The sequence below is a fragment of the Streptococcus sp. HMSC057G03 genome (genome assembly GCF_001808745.1).
GTDB lineage: Bacteria > Bacillota > Bacilli > Lactobacillales > Streptococcaceae > Streptococcus > Streptococcus parasanguinis_Z.
The window spans coordinates 39,264-54,939 of sequence record NZ_KV794418.1; the positions used below are offsets into that span (position 1 = coordinate 39,264).

Annotated in this window: 16 protein-coding genes; 4 read left to right on the forward strand and 12 right to left on the reverse strand. The window is 42.4% G+C overall.

Annotation, left to right across the window (positions count from 1 at the left end):
* Positions 1 to 203: 203 nt before the first annotated feature.
* From HMPREF2686_RS02180 to HMPREF2686_RS02200, 5 genes are all read right to left on the reverse strand, one after another.
* Positions 204 to 1,403, reverse strand: a complete 1,200-nt coding sequence (locus tag HMPREF2686_RS02180) for an MFS transporter (RefSeq protein ID WP_070449053.1) — start codon at positions 1,401 to 1,403, stop codon at positions 204 to 206.
* Positions 1,404 to 1,461: 58 nt separating this feature from the next.
* A complete protein-coding gene (locus HMPREF2686_RS02185; protein ID WP_021153338.1) occupies positions 1,462 to 2,199 on the reverse strand; it encodes a DUF1003 domain-containing protein in 738 nt (245 codons plus the stop codon).
* A gap of 70 nt (positions 2,200 to 2,269) precedes the next feature.
* The gene (gene asnS / locus HMPREF2686_RS02190) at positions 2,270 to 3,616 is read right to left on the reverse strand and encodes an asparagine--tRNA ligase (RefSeq protein WP_021153339.1); all 1,347 of its coding nucleotides are present in this window, start codon (positions 3,614 to 3,616) and stop codon (positions 2,270 to 2,272) included.
* A gap of 148 nt (positions 3,617 to 3,764) precedes the next feature.
* On the reverse strand, positions 3,765 to 4,943 hold the full coding sequence (locus tag HMPREF2686_RS02195) for a pyridoxal phosphate-dependent aminotransferase (RefSeq protein ID WP_049506462.1): 1,179 nt from the start codon (positions 4,941 to 4,943) through the stop codon (positions 3,765 to 3,767).
* A gap of 16 nt (positions 4,944 to 4,959) precedes the next feature.
* Positions 4,960 to 5,373, reverse strand: coding sequence for a cell wall elongation regulator TseB-like domain-containing protein (locus HMPREF2686_RS02200; RefSeq protein ID WP_049506461.1), 414 nt, complete (start codon positions 5,371 to 5,373; stop codon positions 4,960 to 4,962).
* A gap of 291 nt (positions 5,374 to 5,664) precedes the next feature.
* Here HMPREF2686_RS02200 and HMPREF2686_RS02205 point away from each other — a divergent pair, with 291 nt between their 5' ends.
* The gene (locus HMPREF2686_RS02205; protein ID WP_003001765.1) at positions 5,665 to 6,111 is read left to right on the forward strand and encodes a MarR family winged helix-turn-helix transcriptional regulator; all 447 of its coding nucleotides are present in this window, start codon (positions 5,665 to 5,667) and stop codon (positions 6,109 to 6,111) included.
* 118 nt (positions 6,112 to 6,229) lie between these two features.
* On the opposite strand, the gene yaaA is transcribed toward HMPREF2686_RS02205, so the two are convergent.
* Positions 6,230 to 6,955, reverse strand: a complete 726-nt coding sequence (yaaA, locus tag HMPREF2686_RS02210; protein ID WP_049506460.1) for a peroxide stress protein YaaA — start codon at positions 6,953 to 6,955, stop codon at positions 6,230 to 6,232.
* Between the two features lie 66 nt (positions 6,956 to 7,021).
* Here yaaA and HMPREF2686_RS02215 point away from each other — a divergent pair, with 66 nt between their 5' ends.
* The 3 genes from HMPREF2686_RS02215 (at position 7,022) to HMPREF2686_RS02225 (ending at position 9,500) form a co-directional block, all read left to right on the forward strand.
* Complete coding sequence (locus HMPREF2686_RS02215; RefSeq protein ID WP_049506459.1) at positions 7,022 to 7,519, forward strand: DUF1836 domain-containing protein; 498 nt, start codon at positions 7,022 to 7,024, stop codon at positions 7,517 to 7,519.
* Positions 7,497 to 8,144, forward strand: a complete 648-nt coding sequence (locus tag HMPREF2686_RS02220) for a PAQR family membrane homeostasis protein TrhA (protein ID WP_049506458.1) — start codon at positions 7,497 to 7,499, stop codon at positions 8,142 to 8,144. Before HMPREF2686_RS02215 ends, HMPREF2686_RS02220 begins: the two co-directional genes overlap by 23 nt.
* Positions 8,145 to 8,207: 63 nt before the next feature.
* Complete coding sequence (locus HMPREF2686_RS02225; RefSeq protein WP_049506457.1) at positions 8,208 to 9,500, forward strand: aminotransferase-like domain-containing protein; 1,293 nt, start codon at positions 8,208 to 8,210, stop codon at positions 9,498 to 9,500.
* Between the two features lie 29 nt (positions 9,501 to 9,529).
* Here HMPREF2686_RS02225 and HMPREF2686_RS02230 read toward each other — a convergent pair whose 3' ends face one another.
* The 6 genes from HMPREF2686_RS02230 to HMPREF2686_RS02255 form a co-directional block, all read right to left on the reverse strand.
* Positions 9,530 to 9,778 (reverse strand): hypothetical protein, encoded by a 249-nt coding sequence (locus HMPREF2686_RS02230; protein WP_049506456.1) that lies wholly within the window; start codon positions 9,776 to 9,778, stop codon positions 9,530 to 9,532.
* A gap of 246 nt (positions 9,779 to 10,024) precedes the next feature.
* Entirely contained in the window at positions 10,025 to 11,779 is a 1,755-nt protein-coding gene (locus HMPREF2686_RS02235; protein WP_070449055.1) for an ABC transporter ATP-binding protein, read from the reverse strand.
* Complete coding sequence (locus HMPREF2686_RS02240; protein ID WP_049506544.1) at positions 11,766 to 13,520, reverse strand: ABC transporter ATP-binding protein; 1,755 nt, start codon at positions 13,518 to 13,520, stop codon at positions 11,766 to 11,768. Before HMPREF2686_RS02240 ends, HMPREF2686_RS02235 begins: the two co-directional genes overlap by 14 nt.
* Before the next feature lies 1 nt (position 13,521).
* The gene (locus HMPREF2686_RS02245) at positions 13,522 to 14,205 is read right to left on the reverse strand and encodes an MmcQ/YjbR family DNA-binding protein (protein WP_049506555.1); all 684 of its coding nucleotides are present in this window, start codon (positions 14,203 to 14,205) and stop codon (positions 13,522 to 13,524) included.
* 85 nt (positions 14,206 to 14,290) lie between these two features.
* Complete coding sequence (locus HMPREF2686_RS02250) at positions 14,291 to 14,926, reverse strand: copper homeostasis protein CutC (RefSeq protein WP_049506545.1); 636 nt, start codon at positions 14,924 to 14,926, stop codon at positions 14,291 to 14,293.
* Positions 14,927 to 14,947: 21 nt separating this feature from the next.
* Positions 14,948 to 15,550 (reverse strand): hypothetical protein, encoded by a 603-nt coding sequence (locus tag HMPREF2686_RS02255; protein WP_049506546.1) that lies wholly within the window; start codon positions 15,548 to 15,550, stop codon positions 14,948 to 14,950.
* Between the last annotated feature and the right edge of the window lie 126 nt (positions 15,551 to 15,676).

The following is a 15,676-nucleotide window of genomic DNA, read 5'->3' on the forward strand; positions in this document are numbered from 1 at the left end:
TGTTTCTAGCACTCGGAATTGTTGAGACCTTAGGCTCAATAATTAGTCATGGAACTTCTTCGAAGTTCGCTGACGTCCGTACTCACCTAAGGAAAGTTTCTAAGATGACTTTGTCTTCAATCTTACTATTCCTACATAGCATAGAAGGATTGTTCAGTTTTTCTGCTATTTAAATCTTGTTAGACTCAAGAACCCTATAAGTTTTATTCAGTCTTTGTCACCTCGCTTAAGGTCTTGCCCATTCTCCCTAAACCAATCAGTAAGAGAGGGAAAGATAGGAATGTTATAAGGCCTAGCACAAGAAAGACTGCTACAAATCCACAAGTATCGATCAACCAACCAGTCAGTGGGAAAATCACGATCATAGATAAACTAAACATCATCGAATTGATACTCAGCATGGTTGCTCGTACACTGGAAGGTAGATAGGCTTGTAAATCATTGTAGTAGATGGGTTGGTAAACGGCATAAAGGGCATTGGTTAAGAGATAGACACTCAAATAGGCGAATGGAGTCTTCGCACCTACCAAAAGCAAGGTCAACCCTGTCAGTGCAACCAGAATCGGAAAGACTTGATTACTATTCCATTTTTTCCCGATTTGACTGGCCAAATAAACCGCCAGGAGATTGAATCCACTACCAATTAACATGATGAGCGAAACTTGCCAACTGGCTAAGTCACTGATTTTCTGTTGGTAGTAAAAATAAAACATACACATGATGGTCCCTACCAACTGATAGGTGAGCATCCAGTAAAACAAGACTGTTTTTTCCTGCCATTCTTGTTTCACTACCTCCAATATCCGCTTTAAGGTCAAATGATTTCTTTCATCACTCTTGCTCTCTGGCTCTTTCATCAGAAAGATCAAAAGAATGGAAAGCAAGGAAAGCCCAATAGCAATATAATAGGTCCAAGCCAATGCTCCGTGAATAAAGAAGCCTGCCACAACTGTACCTAACGTTCGGGTGACTTCGGCCACACCAGACAAGAAGCTAGAAATCTGAAGATAACGGTCTTTTTGACCTGCTTCCACCGCTGAATCAAATAAGAAAGCGGTACTGGTCCCCGAGTCAAAATTATAAGACCAAGCATTGACCATCATAGCAATGGCATAGATCCAAAAATTCCCCTGACCAAATAAAATCAAGATCGAGGATCCAATACTGGACAAGCGAGCCAAATAAAGATTGGTCTTGTAGCTAAAGCGATCGGCCAACATACCAGATGGGATCTCACATAAAAGGCTCGTCCCATGAAAAATACTCTCTAATAAACCAATCTGAAGCAAAGAAAGGCCATTTTGAATAAAAAAGAGAATCCAAAAACTGGTGATTCCAAAATAAGATGTAAATTCCAAACCTGCTAGGAGTGAAATATTGCGTTTGTAAGTTCTTTTAAACATTGTTTTTCCTCTTTCAATAGATTATATGAGTGTTTCTAAAAGACTTACTTAAATTTGCCTACATTTTCTCCACCTCCTTCATTCTTTCTTGATTCAGTTCTTGACGCAATTGGGTCACTTGATTAGACAAGGACACCAACAATTCGGTTTGCAACTTTTGAATTTCCAGTAAATCCGTCTGGTCCTGCTGCACCATATGATCAATCTTCGTGTGAAGCAAGCGAATTTCCCGTTCAGACTCCATATTGACGTTAAAGTCATTTCGCGCTTGCAGGCGATCATAATCAGCTGCCCTGTTTTGGCTCATCATGATCAAAGGAGCTTGAATCGCCGCAATCGTAGAAAGTGCTAGATTCAGCAAGATGAAAGGATAAGGGTCAAAATTCCAGCCAAAGGGATGCAAGACATTGATCAACATCCAGATAGCCATCATCATGATGAAGCTAATAATAAAGGTCCAAGAACCACCGAAGCGCGCAACCGAATCCGCCACACGCTGACCGAAGGTATAGCTGGCTGTCAAGCGGTCTTCAACGTTAAAGGGACGCTCGCTTTCGGGCATGACAGCTGTTACCTGCTGTTTAATCGCATCATTTTTATCATTGGCACGATCAATAATCTGACCTAGATAATCCATACAATATTGGCTCAAATTTTTATAGGTGATAAAATCATCCATTTGACTTTCCGGGTAGGAGGTCTTGAGCATCTGTTGAATGCTATGGTCTAGATCTGCGATCAAAGACCCCTGACCATCCTCGTATTCTTTCCCATCAATGATATCTATTTTCAGCATTGAAATTCCTTTCATAGTTTTTAGGAGCAGATATAAAAGTTAAAAACGCCTAATGGCGTTTTTACGTCTATTAAGGTTTGATACGATGCAACATACGTGGGAACGGAATGGCTTCACGGATGTGTTTAGTACCAGCTGCGAAGGTTACCATACGCTCGATACCGATACCAAATCCACCGTGTGGGACTGTACCGTATTTACGAAGATCAAGGTAGAATTCATACTCTGTAAGATCCATGCCAAGAGATTCCATCTTCGCAACAAGGGCGTCGTAGTCTTCCTCACGCATAGATCCACCGATGATTTCCCCGTAGCCTTCTGGTGCGAGCAAATCTGCACAAAGCACGCGGTCTGGATTACCAGGAACTGGCTTCATGTAGAAGGCTTTGATATCTGATGGATAGTTGATCACGAAGGTTGGTACACCAAAGTGGTTTGAAATCCATGTTTCATGTGGTGAACCGAAGTCATCTCCATGTTCCAAATGCTCGTAATCAGCATCTTCATCGTTTTCATGCTCTTGCAAGAGATCAATCGCTTCATCGTAAGTGATGCGTTTGAATGGTTCAGCAATGTAGCGTTTCAAGAGCTCCGTATCACGCTCCAATGTTTCCAAGGCTTGAGGAGCACGGTCCAAGACACCTTGAAGAAGAGCCTTGACATAAGCTTCCTGCAAATCAAGTGACTCATCGTGTGTCAAGTAAGAGTACTCAGCGTCCATCATCCAGAACTCAGTCAAGTGACGACGAGTTTTTGATTTTTCAGCACGGAATACTGGACCAAAGTCAAAGACGCGACCAAGGGCCATAGCACCAGCTTCAAGGTAAAGCTGACCGGATTGACTCAAGTAGGCTGGTGTTCCGAAGTAGTCTGTTTCGAAAAGTTCTGTAGAATCTTCTGCAGCATTTCCTGAAAGAATTGGACTATCAAACTTCATGAAGCCATTCTTATCAAAGAACTCATAAGTTGCATAGATGATAGCATTACGAATTTGCATCACGGCTACTTGCTTACGTGAACGCAACCACAAGTGGCGGTTGTCCATCAAGAAGTCTGTCCCGTGTTCTTTAGGAGTGATTGGGTAATCTTGAGATTCACCGATCACTTCGATGTCTGTAATATCCAATTCGTAACCAAATTTAGAACGCTCGTCTTCTTTGACAATACCAGTCACAAACACTGATGTTTCTTGGCTCAAGCGTTTGATGGTATCAAATTTTTCAAGCCCCACTTCTTCGCCGAATTTTTCGATAAAGTTTGGTTTAAAAGCCACACCTTGGAAAAAGGCAGTCCCGTCACGCAATTGCAAGAAAGCAATTTTTCCTTTACCTGATTTGTTGGCCACCCAAGCACCGATGGTCACTTCTTGACCAACATAGTCTTTTACTTCGATGATAGTAATCCGTTTTGTCATCATTCATCTTCCTTTTCTCGTTAAACTTGTCCGAAGACATTATCTTCTTAATTGTATCATAAAAAGGCTTTCAGTGCTAGGCTCTACCTGTGAAAACCAGATTTTTTTTAAAGAAAAAGATCCTCAGCTCATTACTAAGGATCTTGCGATTTTATTTTTCCATAAAGGCCTTGAGTCGGCGAACAGCCTCTTTCAGGGTGTCCAAATCTGTCGCATAAGACAAGCGAATATTTTCAGGGGCACCAAAGCCAGCTCCCGTTACTAAAGCAACCTCTGCTTCTTCTAAAATTGCTGTGGTAAATTCCGTCACATCCGTATAGCCCTTCATCTCCATGGCCTTCTTGACATTTGGGAAGAGATAGAAGGCTCCTTGAGGTTTGATGGCTTCAAAACCAGGTACTTCATTCAACAAAGGATAAATAGTATTCAAGCGTTCCTCAAAAGCTTGACGCATGATCTCAATAGAAGATTGGTCTCCTGTGAGGGCTTCGATGGCGGCATATTGGGAAACGGTTGTTAAGTTGGAAGTTGTTTGGCTGATCACCTTGGCCATAGCTCCGATAATCTCAGAATCTCCTACAGCAAAACCAACCCGCCAACCAGTCATAGCGTAGGTTTTAGAAACTCCGTTAATCACGATGGTTTGCTTGCGAATCGCTTCTGATAAGCTAGAAATGGGCGTAAAGGTATTGCCATTATAGACCAATCGACCATAGATATCGTCTGCCAAAATCAAGATATCATGCTCGACAGCCCAGTTTCCGATTGCTTCGAGTTCTTCTTTACTGTAGATCATTCCTGTTGGATTGGATGGCGAATTCAGCAAAACAACTTTTGTCTTGTCTGTCCGTGCTGCTTCCAATTGCTCTACCGTTGCCTTGAAGTGATTTTCTTCTGTTGTTTGGAAAGTAACAGGTGTGCCTTCTACCATCTTCACCTGGTCTACATAAGAAACCCAGCAAGGGGTTGGAATGATGACTTCATCACCTGGATTGATGACAGAAGTAAAGAAGGCATAGAGGATAAACTTAGCACCAGTACCGACCACTACTTCATTCCGGTTCACAGCATAGCCATAAAACTCTTTCATGTAGTCGCTAATGGCATCCTTCAATTCTGGAAGTCCAGATGCTACCGTATAAAAGCTAGCGCGACCATCCTCGATCGATGCGACTGCTGCTTCTTGAATATTTTTTGGAGTCGCAAAGTCAGGTTGACCCAGGGTCAAACTTAAGATATCACGACCTTCTGCTGCCAAAGCTTTGGCACGCGCATTTGCAGCCAAGGTCACACTTTCTTCCATTTCCAATACACGATTTGATAATTTCATATTTCCTCCTCAAATCTTAAAAAACACCGGTGACTTTCCCAGTCTTGAAATCCACCACATAATAAGAGCTCCCAGCCTTGACTTCCCAGATCGGTTTGCCTTTAAAGCGTCCAAAAGTTACCCGATCAATCGCGTCCTGACTCTTCTCTTTGACGACAGAAGCTGCCTCTTTGGAACTAACTCCTTCTTTCAAAGGGTAGGTGTAGACTGCATCATCCGCCTGCGCCACCAAAACCGCTAGATCTTGCCCCTCTTGGTCCTTGCCAATGAAGGAAAGATACGCTTCTTTGCCATGAAAGAAACTCTCCGTCTCAATGGTCGCAATCGAAGAGTGAGACAGAGCTATTTTTCTTGCTTGCGCCATTTGATCCTGCAAGCGATCAGAAGTTTTTTCAGCAAGAAATAGCCAAGAAAAAAGGACCGTCAACACTAAGATACAGACTCCTATTATATGTTGCCATATTATAAAAAGATTATTTTTCTGTTTCACTCCCTCATTATACACCAAAGCCACCTAGAATTCTATAGATTTTCAAGAAAGAATTGTTACTAATATTTCATACCTGTTACAATGTTTTAGTATAAAATTGTTTGATAAACAAAGTAAAATTAACACCTTTGCTATCATTTGTTCATAGTTTAATAAATTTGTCACAATTTTGTAACTAATTTGAAAATAAAATTAAACGACAGAAATACTATTTATTGATAAAATATAGATATGGAAAATTTAAAGAGATTATTCAAAGAAGCAAACGTAGATTTAAAAACCATGATCGTCTTCCACAAGGCAGAACGATTGATCCGTGCCTCTGAGGCTCATATCTTTAAAAAGCACCAGTTGACACCAACTCAATTCTCTGTACTTGAGACCTTGTACAGCAAAGGCGATCTCCGCATTCAAGATCTGATTGATAGCATTCTTGCGACCTCTGGAAATATGACTGTGGTTATTCGCAATATGGTCCGCGATGGTTGGATTACACGCGAAACCGATCCAGAAGACCGCCGTGCTTATCTTGTATCTATTACAGATGCCGGTCGTAAAAAGATCGAAGAAGCTCTTCCAGATCATATCAAAAATATTCAACGCTTGATGCAAGTCTTTAATAGTGGCGAGCAAGCTGAGTTGACAGAACTCTTGAAGAAATTCAAACATATCGCCTAAGCCTACTGCTCAAGACGATTCTGACTCCAAAATCCTCTATTTTGGAGTTTTCATCGTGCATTCTCTTTATCTAACAGATCAAAAAAATATTCCTGACGCTTCTCAGGAATATTTTTATTTATTCTTTCACAAAGACCCATTCCTTCTCTTGCGATAAATCCTCACGATAAGAGAAACCTGCTACTTCTAATGATTTCAGATCTTCTAGATGGATGATTTCTTCCTTCATCATAGCTGTCACCATGGCCCCACGTGCTTTTTTTGAAATCGTCGAGTGAATCTTCAGGGTCCCACCACGATTCTCCATGAATTTGATCCGAATCATTCGCTCACGAATGGCTTTTGAAAAGACTTGTTCAAACTCAGAAGATAAAAGAGATAAGATCTGTTCTTCATCTTCTACTGCCTGATCATAGTCCTCTTTCCAGAGTACCTTTAGAGATTTTCCAGCTGGTTTTAGCTTCATCATAAAATCCAAGCGATGGGGAGCAATCCCTTCATAGGCAGGTAGCACACCATATAAAGCAGTCGTGATTAACAAATGCTCCTGCAGATAAGCCTGCTCTTTTTCGGATAAGTCTTGACGCTCGATACTACGATACATAAGGCCATCAAACAGTTCCAAAGCAGGATAGGTTTTAGCACTCCCAGCTAACAGAGCCCCAATTCTTTCCTTTTCTACTAGAGCTCTTTCCTCTGAGATCCCGTAAAAGGTCGCTAATTCTGTTAGCGAGAATTGATTCATAGCTTGAAGGATGGTTTTTGTGTTCTCTGACAAGGGTTGGGGCTCGACGATACGAGCCTGTTCGTTCAGTTCTTTGGCGGATGGAATTAATAGTTTCATAGGTCTATTGTACCATATTTTTCAAATTTTCTTGACAGGAGTTTTTATAAATGTTATTATCTAGTTATGAAAACTAGATTAAAGAAAGGTGAAGATTTCGTGTCCACTTTTTCCTATCCAACGTGGGAGCAACTACCTGAGCTAGATCTCTATCTTGATCAGGTCCTTCTTTATGTCAATAAAACCTGTGCACCTGTCCTCTCTTCTTCTGACAAGGGCTTGACGGCTGCCATGATCAATAATTACGTAAAACATGGCTATGTTGAAAAACCAGATAAGAAGAAATACCAGCGTAGACAGGTGGCTCGTTTGATCGCTATTACAACCTTAAAAACGGTCTTTTCTATTCAGGAGATCGCTTCTACCTTAAATTTCTTACAGGACCAGGCAAGCTCAGATCTTCTCTATAATAGCTTTGTTGCTTATCTCAATGAGCAAAAAGAGCCGATTGCACCCATTATTCGCTCTGCCTGTCAGACAGTTCAACTTTATCTAGAAACCCTATCTTATATACAACCAGCAAACAAGGAGGAAGAAACTGATGAATTATACCATGAAACTTAGTAAAAAATTATCTTTTGGCGAGGAAATCGCCAATAGCGTAACCCATGCTGTTGGCGCCCTCCTTATGCTCATCCTGCTTCCGATCTCAGCAGTCTACAGTTTTGAGCAACACGGTTTTCTTAGTGCTTTTGGGACTTCTATTTTTGTCATTAGCCTCTTTTTGATGTTTCTGTCTTCGACTATCTACCATGCCATGTCTTATGATTCTCCACAAAAGTATGTGCTTCGCATTATCGACCATTCCATGATCTACATTGCGATCGCAGGCAGTTACACGCCAGTTGTCCTCACCTTGATGAACAACTGGATGGGCTACAGCATTATCTTAATCCAATGGGGAACCACTATCTTTGGCATCCTCTACAAAATCTTTGCTAAAAAAGTCAATGAAAAATTCAGCCTAGCTCTTTACTTGATCATGGGCTGGTTGGTTATCTTTATTATTCCCCAAATTGTTAGTCAAACTACCCCTATCTTCTGGGGGCTCATGCTCATGGGCGGTCTGTGCTACACGGTGGGAGCTGGCTTTTATGCTAAGAAGAAACCCTATTTCCATATGATTTGGCACCTCTTCATCCTTGCTGCTTCTGCCCTTCAGTATTTAGCCATCGTTTACTTTATGTAATACGCTCACCACTCTTATGAGTGGTTTTTTTGTGATTTTTTCTGTACAATAGTAAAAAACTGTATGGGGACAGTCAAGATGAAGACGAGCAAATACCAACAAATTATTCATGTTCTAAAAAAAGCCATTCAAGATGGCGAACTGGAGACTGGAGAGAAAATTCCTTCTGTTCGCCAGTTAGCCGGTCAATTTTCTTGTAGCAAGGACACAGTGCAACGAGCCTTGCTGGACTTGACTTACCAGCACTTCCTCTATGCTAAGCCTCAAAGTGGCTACTATGTTTTGGAGCAAGAACCTAATCGACATGAGGATCTTCCACTAAAATTAGAGAAAGACCGCAACCAGGCTTTCGAGGACTTTCGGACCTGTATCAATGAAACCTTGATTGGACGGGAGAATTATCTCTTCAACAACTTTTCGGACCAAGCAGGCTTGCTCGAAGTACGCCAATCCATTCAAGGCTTATTGAAGGAAGAAGGTATTTATTCGACTGCAGATCAGATTGTTTTGACTGCTGGTACTCAACAGGCGCTTAATATCCTCAGCCAGATTGACTTTCCCAATAAAAAATCGCAGATCTTGATCGAGCAACCGACTTATCACCGGATGAACCAACTCTTAGATTCACAGCAACTTGCCTACCGTACCATTCAACGTAATTTAACGGGGATTGATCTTGAGGAGCTTGAAGAGATTTTCAAAAGTGGCCATATCAAATTCTTCTACACGATCCCTCGTTTTCACTATCCGCTCGGTCATAGCTATTCGACCAAGCAGAAAGAAGCGATCTTGCAACTAGCTGACCAATATGATGTCTACCTTGTTGAGGACGACTATTTGGGAGATCTTGATGGCAGCAATGCTCCATCTTTTCATTATTTGGATCAAAAGAACCGTGTCATCTATATCAAATCTTTTTCGACCAATCTCTTTTCTGCTCTTCGCATCACTTCCATGATCCTTCCCCAAGCCCTTCTAAAGCCGGTCTTAACCTATAAGACGATTCTGGACTATGATAGCAATCTGATCATGCAAAAGGCCTTAAGTCTCTACATTGATAACGGTATGTATCTGACCAATAAAAAGCGACTCCTAGCCAGAAAAAAAGAGGAAGAAGCCAGTCTAAAGACCTTGATGGCCCAGTCTACTCTTCTTCCCCATCTGACCCTGACCCACGACGGGATCCTTTTAGAACTCAGCCAAGTTCAATCTCTTGCTGCCGTAAAACACAGTGGACTCCCGCTTGATTTCTTTGAAGCAGCCTACATCACGGCTTGTCCTTATCAACTCGCCAAGATCAAATCAGCAGATGTGGCCAATGTTTTACCAAAGCTTACGCCTTTTTTTGAAAGATAAACCCTCGTATAGACTATACGAGGGTCTTCTTATTTCTTTAAGTGCTCATAGACAAGTTTGGCATTTTGAAGGCCAATCCGATAGTCGATGCGAATTAAGCGAATCGCTTCCATCTCTGGTTCTTTGAGGTACTTCTCTCTTTGTTCCTTGGAAATACTACCTGGTTTTAGAAGATAATGAGTAAATTGATTTCTGACTCTATTGAGCTCAACTTGAAGGGTGAAGTAGAGTCCAAATAAGACAATCACAACTCCCATCATGATCAGATCGTTTGACATGGTTTATGCTCCCTTTTTCTGTTCTTTTCTATATTTTACAGCTTTCAAAGAAGAAAAACAAGAGAGTGGGACAGAAATCGGTAATTCGTTAGAATTCGATTTCGTCGCCCCACCTCCGCACAGTTGAGTAGGGCTGTAAAAGCTGATAAAATCAGCGTAGTAGAGCCCACTCAACCACTGCGTCTTGCTCGACAATCCAAAAACAACTGAGAGGCTAGGACTTTTGTCCCAGCCTCATTGTTTTCCTTATTTCATCATACCGGCCTGGAGGTCATACATTTTCTTATACGTTCCTCCTAGAGCAATGAGTTGATCGTGATTGCCCGATTCGATGATTTTTCCTTTATCGAGAACATAGATGCAATCGGCATCTTGGATGGTAGAAAGGCGATGGGCAATGGCAATGGTTGTCCGTCCTTGGCGCATCTTCTTCAGAGAATTTTGGATCATCTCTTCCGTCTCTTGGTCGATATTGGCAGTGGCCTCATCCAAAATGAGGATCTTAGGCTGGGCAGCAATGGTCCGGGCAAAAGCCAGAAGCTGACGCTGACCAGTCGATAAGGTAGAACCCCGCTCTGTTACAGGATGATCATAGCCACCAGGTAGACCCTCAATAAAGTCTGCTACATCCACAAATGCAGCTGCTTGTCGGATTTCCTCATCAGTCAGTTCTTCATGGTACATCCGGATATTAGAAGCAATGGTCCCATGATAGAGGAAAGGCTCTTGCAACACTAAACCGATAGAATTGCGCAAGGCTTCCTGGCTGTAGTCCTTGATATCCTGTCCATCAATCAAGATCCGGCCACGATCAAATTCATAAAATCGCATGAAGAGATTGATAATAGAGGATTTACCAGAACCAGTATGACCAACAAAAGCGATGGTTTGTCCATTTTTGACCTCAAAGGAGATATCTTTTAGGACATCCCGTTTGCCATCATAAGAAAAAGATACATGCTCAAAACGAATATCTCCCTGCTCAATTTCTTTCAGGCTACCAGCTTGCTTGGGCTCATAGTCGTCTCGATCCATCATTTCAAACACACGACCTGCAGAAATGGTTGAGGTCTGCAAGGTTGCAAAATTTTGGGTGACATCAATCAAGGGCTGGAAAAGCTGGCTAACATACTGGATAAAGGCATAGATAAGACCTGCTGTAAAGCCAGAGGACTGCCAATTTAGGCCAAAAAAGGTTAGAATGACCGCATAAGCCAGGACCTGTAACAGGGTCATTGCTGGCCTCAAAAAGAGGGAATTGACATCCACAGATCGGTTGGCGTAATCCAAATGTTCCCCATTAATCTGTTCGAATTCATCCGTCAAGCGTTTTTCTTGACGAAAGGCCTGGACGATCCGCATTCCTTCAATGGATTCCGATAATTTCACATTGATATCTGATAATTTTTGTCGGGTCATCTTGACCAAGCGATTGGATAACTTGCGATAGAGACGGATGGAAAACCAAATAATGGGAAGAAAAGGCAGGATCCAAATGGTCAAATGCCAGTCCAAACTAAACATGGTTACCAGGGTGACTAGAAAGAGTAAAAAGGATGAAACCAGGCTTGAAAAGACCGTAGAAAACATATCTGCGACTGCCTGTGTATCATTGGTCACCCGCGAAACAATTGAACCTGCTGCTGTCTGGTCATAAAAGGACATGCCCAGCCTTTGAAGATTTTGGAAAATATCTAGACGGATGTCTCTTACGATAGAATTGGATACACGCGCAAAGGTTAATTGACTCAGGTAAGTTGCCAGCACGCGCCCAATGAATAACCCATAGTAGAGAATGAGAAACTGAAAAGCTGTCAGTACTGGAGAGCCTGCTTCTGTTGGATCCACTAGGTGATCAATATACCAGCGTGCTGCAAGAGGGATCGCCGTCAATAACAGACTAGTCAGGAAGGTAAAGGCTAAAGCTAGGGCCGTTAACCATTTATAACGCCACATGTAAGTCAAGAGCCGCTTCATAACATGAGCTTCAGATATTTTCATTCAGCTTTCCCTCCATTTCTTCTGATAATTGTTGGGCTTGGTAGGTTTCATAGTACCAACCTTTTTGAGCCATTAATTCCTCATGATTTCCTCTCTCCTTGATCTGTCCGTTTTCCATTACCAGAATCAAATCCGCGTGAACGATCGCTGATAAGCGGTGAGCTGTGATGATGGTTGTTTTCCCCTTGCGTTCCTGTTTCATATTTTCGATAATCTGATGCTCCGTCTTAGCGTCTACTGCAGACAGGGAATCATCCAAAATCAGGATCTCAGGATTCATGACCAAAGCACGACTCATGGCAATCCGTTGCTTTTGTCCGCCAGAAAGAGAGACCCCTCTCTCTCCTAGCACTGTCTCCATCTGGTCTGGCATGGCCAGAATATCTTCATAGACTCCACAAGTTCTCAGAGCCTTCATCACCTCTTCCTCCTTGATCTGTGGATCTGAAAAAGCGACATTCTCGCGAATGGTCATGGCAAAGAGAATCTGATCTTGAGGGACGTAGCCGATCAAGCTTCGAAGATCTTCTAAGCGATAATGTTTGATGGAGATTCCATTGAGCAAGATATCTCCCTGCTCCAAGTCGTGCTCTCTAAGCAAGAGACGCAACAAGGTGGTCTTTCCAGATCCAGTTGGACCCACAATTCCAAGGGTTTGCCCTTTTTCTAAATGAAAGACAACCTTTTCAAGGACAGGCTCTTTCTCATAGGCGAATTCTTCAATGTCATATTCCAGATCGCCATTTTGAATGTTTTTGACTGGTTGACTTGGATCTTGGATATCAGGTGTTTCTGCTAAAAGTGTCTCAATCCGATCATAGGAAACGCTAGCACGCTGACTAATATTAAACAAGAAGCCCATAGCTTGAAGAGGCCAGACGAGCATATTGAGATAGGTTATAAAGGTTACGATTTGTCCAACCGTCAGGCTCCCTTCCTGAACAAATAGCCCCCCGAAGTAGAGCGTCAAGACATAGGAGAGACCGACAAAAAGAAGAGTGGTCGGATCAAACAAAGCATTGTAACCGGCTGAAGTCATATTCTTTGAAAAGACCATTTGATTGGTTTTTTCAAAAGCCTGAATCTCATCTGCCTGAAAGCCAAAGGATTTGGTCACCTTGACTCCTGATACTGATTCCTGAACAAAGTTGTTCAGCTCTGAGAAGCCTTCTTGGGCCTCTTTGAAGGCTTTGTGATTTTTGCGTCCGATAGCCGAAGTTACTACTACCATGACCGGTAGGGGCAAAATAGCTAAGAGGGTTAAGCGCCAATCAATCATGAAAAACATGCTGACTAGGGTCACCAAGGCTGTCACAGAAGCATCTACAGCAGACATAACCCCACCACCAGCAAACATGGTTACCGCATTGATATCATTAGTAGCATGGGCCATGAGATCCCCTGTCCGATAACGCTGATAAAAAGACGGAGACATGAGCGTAAATTGCTGAAACAAACGGTAACGCAAGATCCGAGCCAACTTATTGGCCGTCCCAAAAATATAGCGTCTCCAAACAAAACGAAGGCCATACATGGCTAGAGCTGCGAGGACCAAAAGGGCGATATCCACAACTAACTGCCTAAGTGTCAGCCTTCTTTTATCGATCAAATCAATCACAAGTCCCATGATTCTTGGAGGAATGAGATTTAAAAAACTAACCAAGATCAAGGACCCTATCCCGATGAAGTAATGCTTCTTCTCTAATTTAAAAAACCAAGATAATTTCCCTAACAGATGCATCTTATTTCCCCTTTTTGGTGAGTTGCCAGCTACTGTCCACTAGAGCAAACAACTCCTCATCAGCAATTGTTCCATCGAGCGGGATACTCACCCAATATTTTTTATTCATATGAAAAGCTGGATATATCCCCTTTTGTTGAACGAACTGAGCTACTTGATCAGACTTGACATTCAAAACTTCTATTTTCCCTGACTTGCCAGCATCTAGTTTTTTCCAATTAATGGTCATAAAGACACCATACCACTTGAGGGTGTCTCGGTGGCGAATCGCACCAGATTCAGGAGATCTTTCCCACAAATATTCAATCGTTCCCTGATAGTGTTGGGAAATATAGGCCATGAGACGCTTGGTTTGAGGATAGAGAAAATCTTCTACCTCAAAACAGGCTTGGCGGATCCTTGCAAGACTTTCTTGACAGGCTTCTCTGACTTGGCCAACGAAATTTCCTTGTAGCTGTTCCAGATGGATCTGGATATACTCGTCCCCTGTATCCTGATCATAGACCCGAAAGGAAATCTTCTGGTCGCAGACTCGGAATTTTAAGAGAAATGTGTCCGAAAAGACGGGGCACTGATACTCATAGCCTGCCTCTATTTTCTCAAATCCATAAGCCATTCCCTTTTCTGGCTGAAAAGTGTAGCGGTCAAAATAATTCTCTAAAAACAATTTCTCTCCCTTATTCATTTTTGCACTAGAAGAGGCTGGGAACAACGTCCCCAACCTTGATAACGGATCTTCAAAACTACTTCAAGCAGTGATCGTTTCTTTTTTAAAACACAATGCGCGTGCCATGCAGTTGACAAACGCCCAATTGCTCCAAAAAGAGCTGACGATTGTCAAGGGTCACACCTCCACCTGGCAGGATCTGAATCTTTCCCTTAGCCGCATCTAATAAACGATGGTAATGTTCAAAACGTTGCTCTAGTGTGGCACCTAGACCTCCAGCTCGAGTTAAAATTCGAGCCACACCATGGATAGAAAGCCACTCAATCGCTTCTAGCTGATCTGTATGAGCTAACTCATCAAAAGCCATATGAAAGACAACCTCTGCCTCTCCACAGGCTGCTAGTAAAAGCTGCATGACCCTCTGGTCCAACTTTCGATCGCTCGTCAGTGCACCCAGCACAAAACTAGAAACACCTATTTCCTTCGCAGCCCGAATATCCGCTAGCATAGCTTGGACTTCAAGATCTGTGTAGACAAAGTCTCCACCACGAGGCCGGATAATGACACATAGATCCACAGACTTCTCTTCTGTCAGTTTGATTGCTTCCTGGATAACCCCTAAGCTCGGTGTGGTCCCGCCTACTGCCAGGTTGTCACACAGTTCAATGCGACCTGCCCCAGCAGCAATCGCCTTATCAATAAACGTTAAATTCTCTGCACAAAATTCAAAGATAAGCATGACAACTCCATTTTCATAGTCTTAAAATAAGGAGATACTAACCGTCACCTTGGCATTGCCATTTTCTACTCGCGCTTTTGAGATAGTATAACCTGCTTGAGGGATCTCAAGCGTAATCTGATCACCGTTCACTGTGAAGCCGCCTCCATTTTGATTGGATTGATCCTTCAAATAGTTGAGAACTAAGGATTTTGGAATCGGCATTTTCCCTAATTTAGCAGCTGTCACAGTCAAATTCATGACATTGTTTTCAACTTGACCGGTCATGGTTAAATCTAGATAGCTATCGACTGGCCCTAATGATACAGGAACTTTGACGTGAAGGTCATTGCCATCCATTCCTAATGCTATCTTTTGATAGTCAGAATTGTCAAGGGCGGATCCAGCACTTGTTTTGACGACCTGACTTAATTGTACAGAATTGAGACTTAGCTCAGTTGAGACCCCTTCAGTGCTCACAGAAGCATTTGAAACTGCATTTTGAGCCAGCTCAATCAAAGAACTCCCTGCCTGCACATTTCTCAGCTGCTCCCCTTCAGGAATAGATCCAGGAACCAACAGGACCACTAATAAAATAAATAAAACGATCACCATGCCAATCAGGCGTCTCATCCACTTAAACATCTGCTCCTCCAATACGTGTAAAGTTGTATTCTTATTGTACCTTAATTCTAAAGAAATTGCGACTAAGAGGGGCCTTTACAAAGCAAAAGAGAGCGTGGGACAGAAATCGGTAATTCGTTAGAATTC

Excerpts from the sequence above, each read along its gene's own strand:
- HMPREF2686_RS02180 (WP_070449053.1), bottom strand. The coding sequence starts at position 1,403 with ATGTTTAAAAGAACTTACAAACGCAATATTTCACTCCTAGCAGGTTTG.
- HMPREF2686_RS02185 (WP_021153338.1), bottom strand. The coding sequence starts at position 2,199 with ATGCTGAAAATAGATATCATTGATGGGAAAGAATACGAGGATGGTCAG.
- asnS (WP_021153339.1), bottom strand. The coding sequence starts at position 3,616 with ATGATGACAAAACGGATTACTATCATCGAAGTAAAAGACTATGTTGGT.
- HMPREF2686_RS02195 (WP_049506462.1), bottom strand. The coding sequence starts at position 4,943 with ATGAAATTATCAAATCGTGTATTGGAAATGGAAGAAAGTGTGACCTTG.
- HMPREF2686_RS02205 (WP_003001765.1), top strand. The coding sequence starts at position 5,665 with ATGGAAAATTTAAAGAGATTATTCAAAGAAGCAAACGTAGATTTAAAA.
- yaaA (WP_049506460.1), bottom strand. The coding sequence starts at position 6,955 with ATGAAACTATTAATTCCATCCGCCAAAGAACTGAACGAACAGGCTCGT.
- HMPREF2686_RS02215 (WP_049506459.1), top strand. The coding sequence starts at position 7,022 with ATGAAAACTAGATTAAAGAAAGGTGAAGATTTCGTGTCCACTTTTTCC.
- HMPREF2686_RS02220 (WP_049506458.1), top strand. The coding sequence starts at position 7,497 with ATGAATTATACCATGAAACTTAGTAAAAAATTATCTTTTGGCGAGGAA.
- HMPREF2686_RS02225 (WP_049506457.1), top strand. The coding sequence starts at position 8,208 with ATGGGGACAGTCAAGATGAAGACGAGCAAATACCAACAAATTATTCAT.
- HMPREF2686_RS02230 (WP_049506456.1), bottom strand. The coding sequence starts at position 9,778 with ATGTCAAACGATCTGATCATGATGGGAGTTGTGATTGTCTTATTTGGA.
- HMPREF2686_RS02235 (WP_070449055.1), bottom strand. The coding sequence starts at position 11,779 with ATGAAAATATCTGAAGCTCATGTTATGAAGCGGCTCTTGACTTACATG.
- HMPREF2686_RS02240 (WP_049506544.1), bottom strand. The coding sequence starts at position 13,520 with ATGCATCTGTTAGGGAAATTATCTTGGTTTTTTAAATTAGAGAAGAAG.
- HMPREF2686_RS02245 (WP_049506555.1), bottom strand. The coding sequence starts at position 14,205 with ATGAATAAGGGAGAGAAATTGTTTTTAGAGAATTATTTTGACCGCTAC.
- HMPREF2686_RS02250 (WP_049506545.1), bottom strand. The coding sequence starts at position 14,926 with ATGCTTATCTTTGAATTTTGTGCAGAGAATTTAACGTTTATTGATAAG.
- HMPREF2686_RS02255 (WP_049506546.1), bottom strand. The coding sequence starts at position 15,550 with ATGTTTAAGTGGATGAGACGCCTGATTGGCATGGTGATCGTTTTATTT.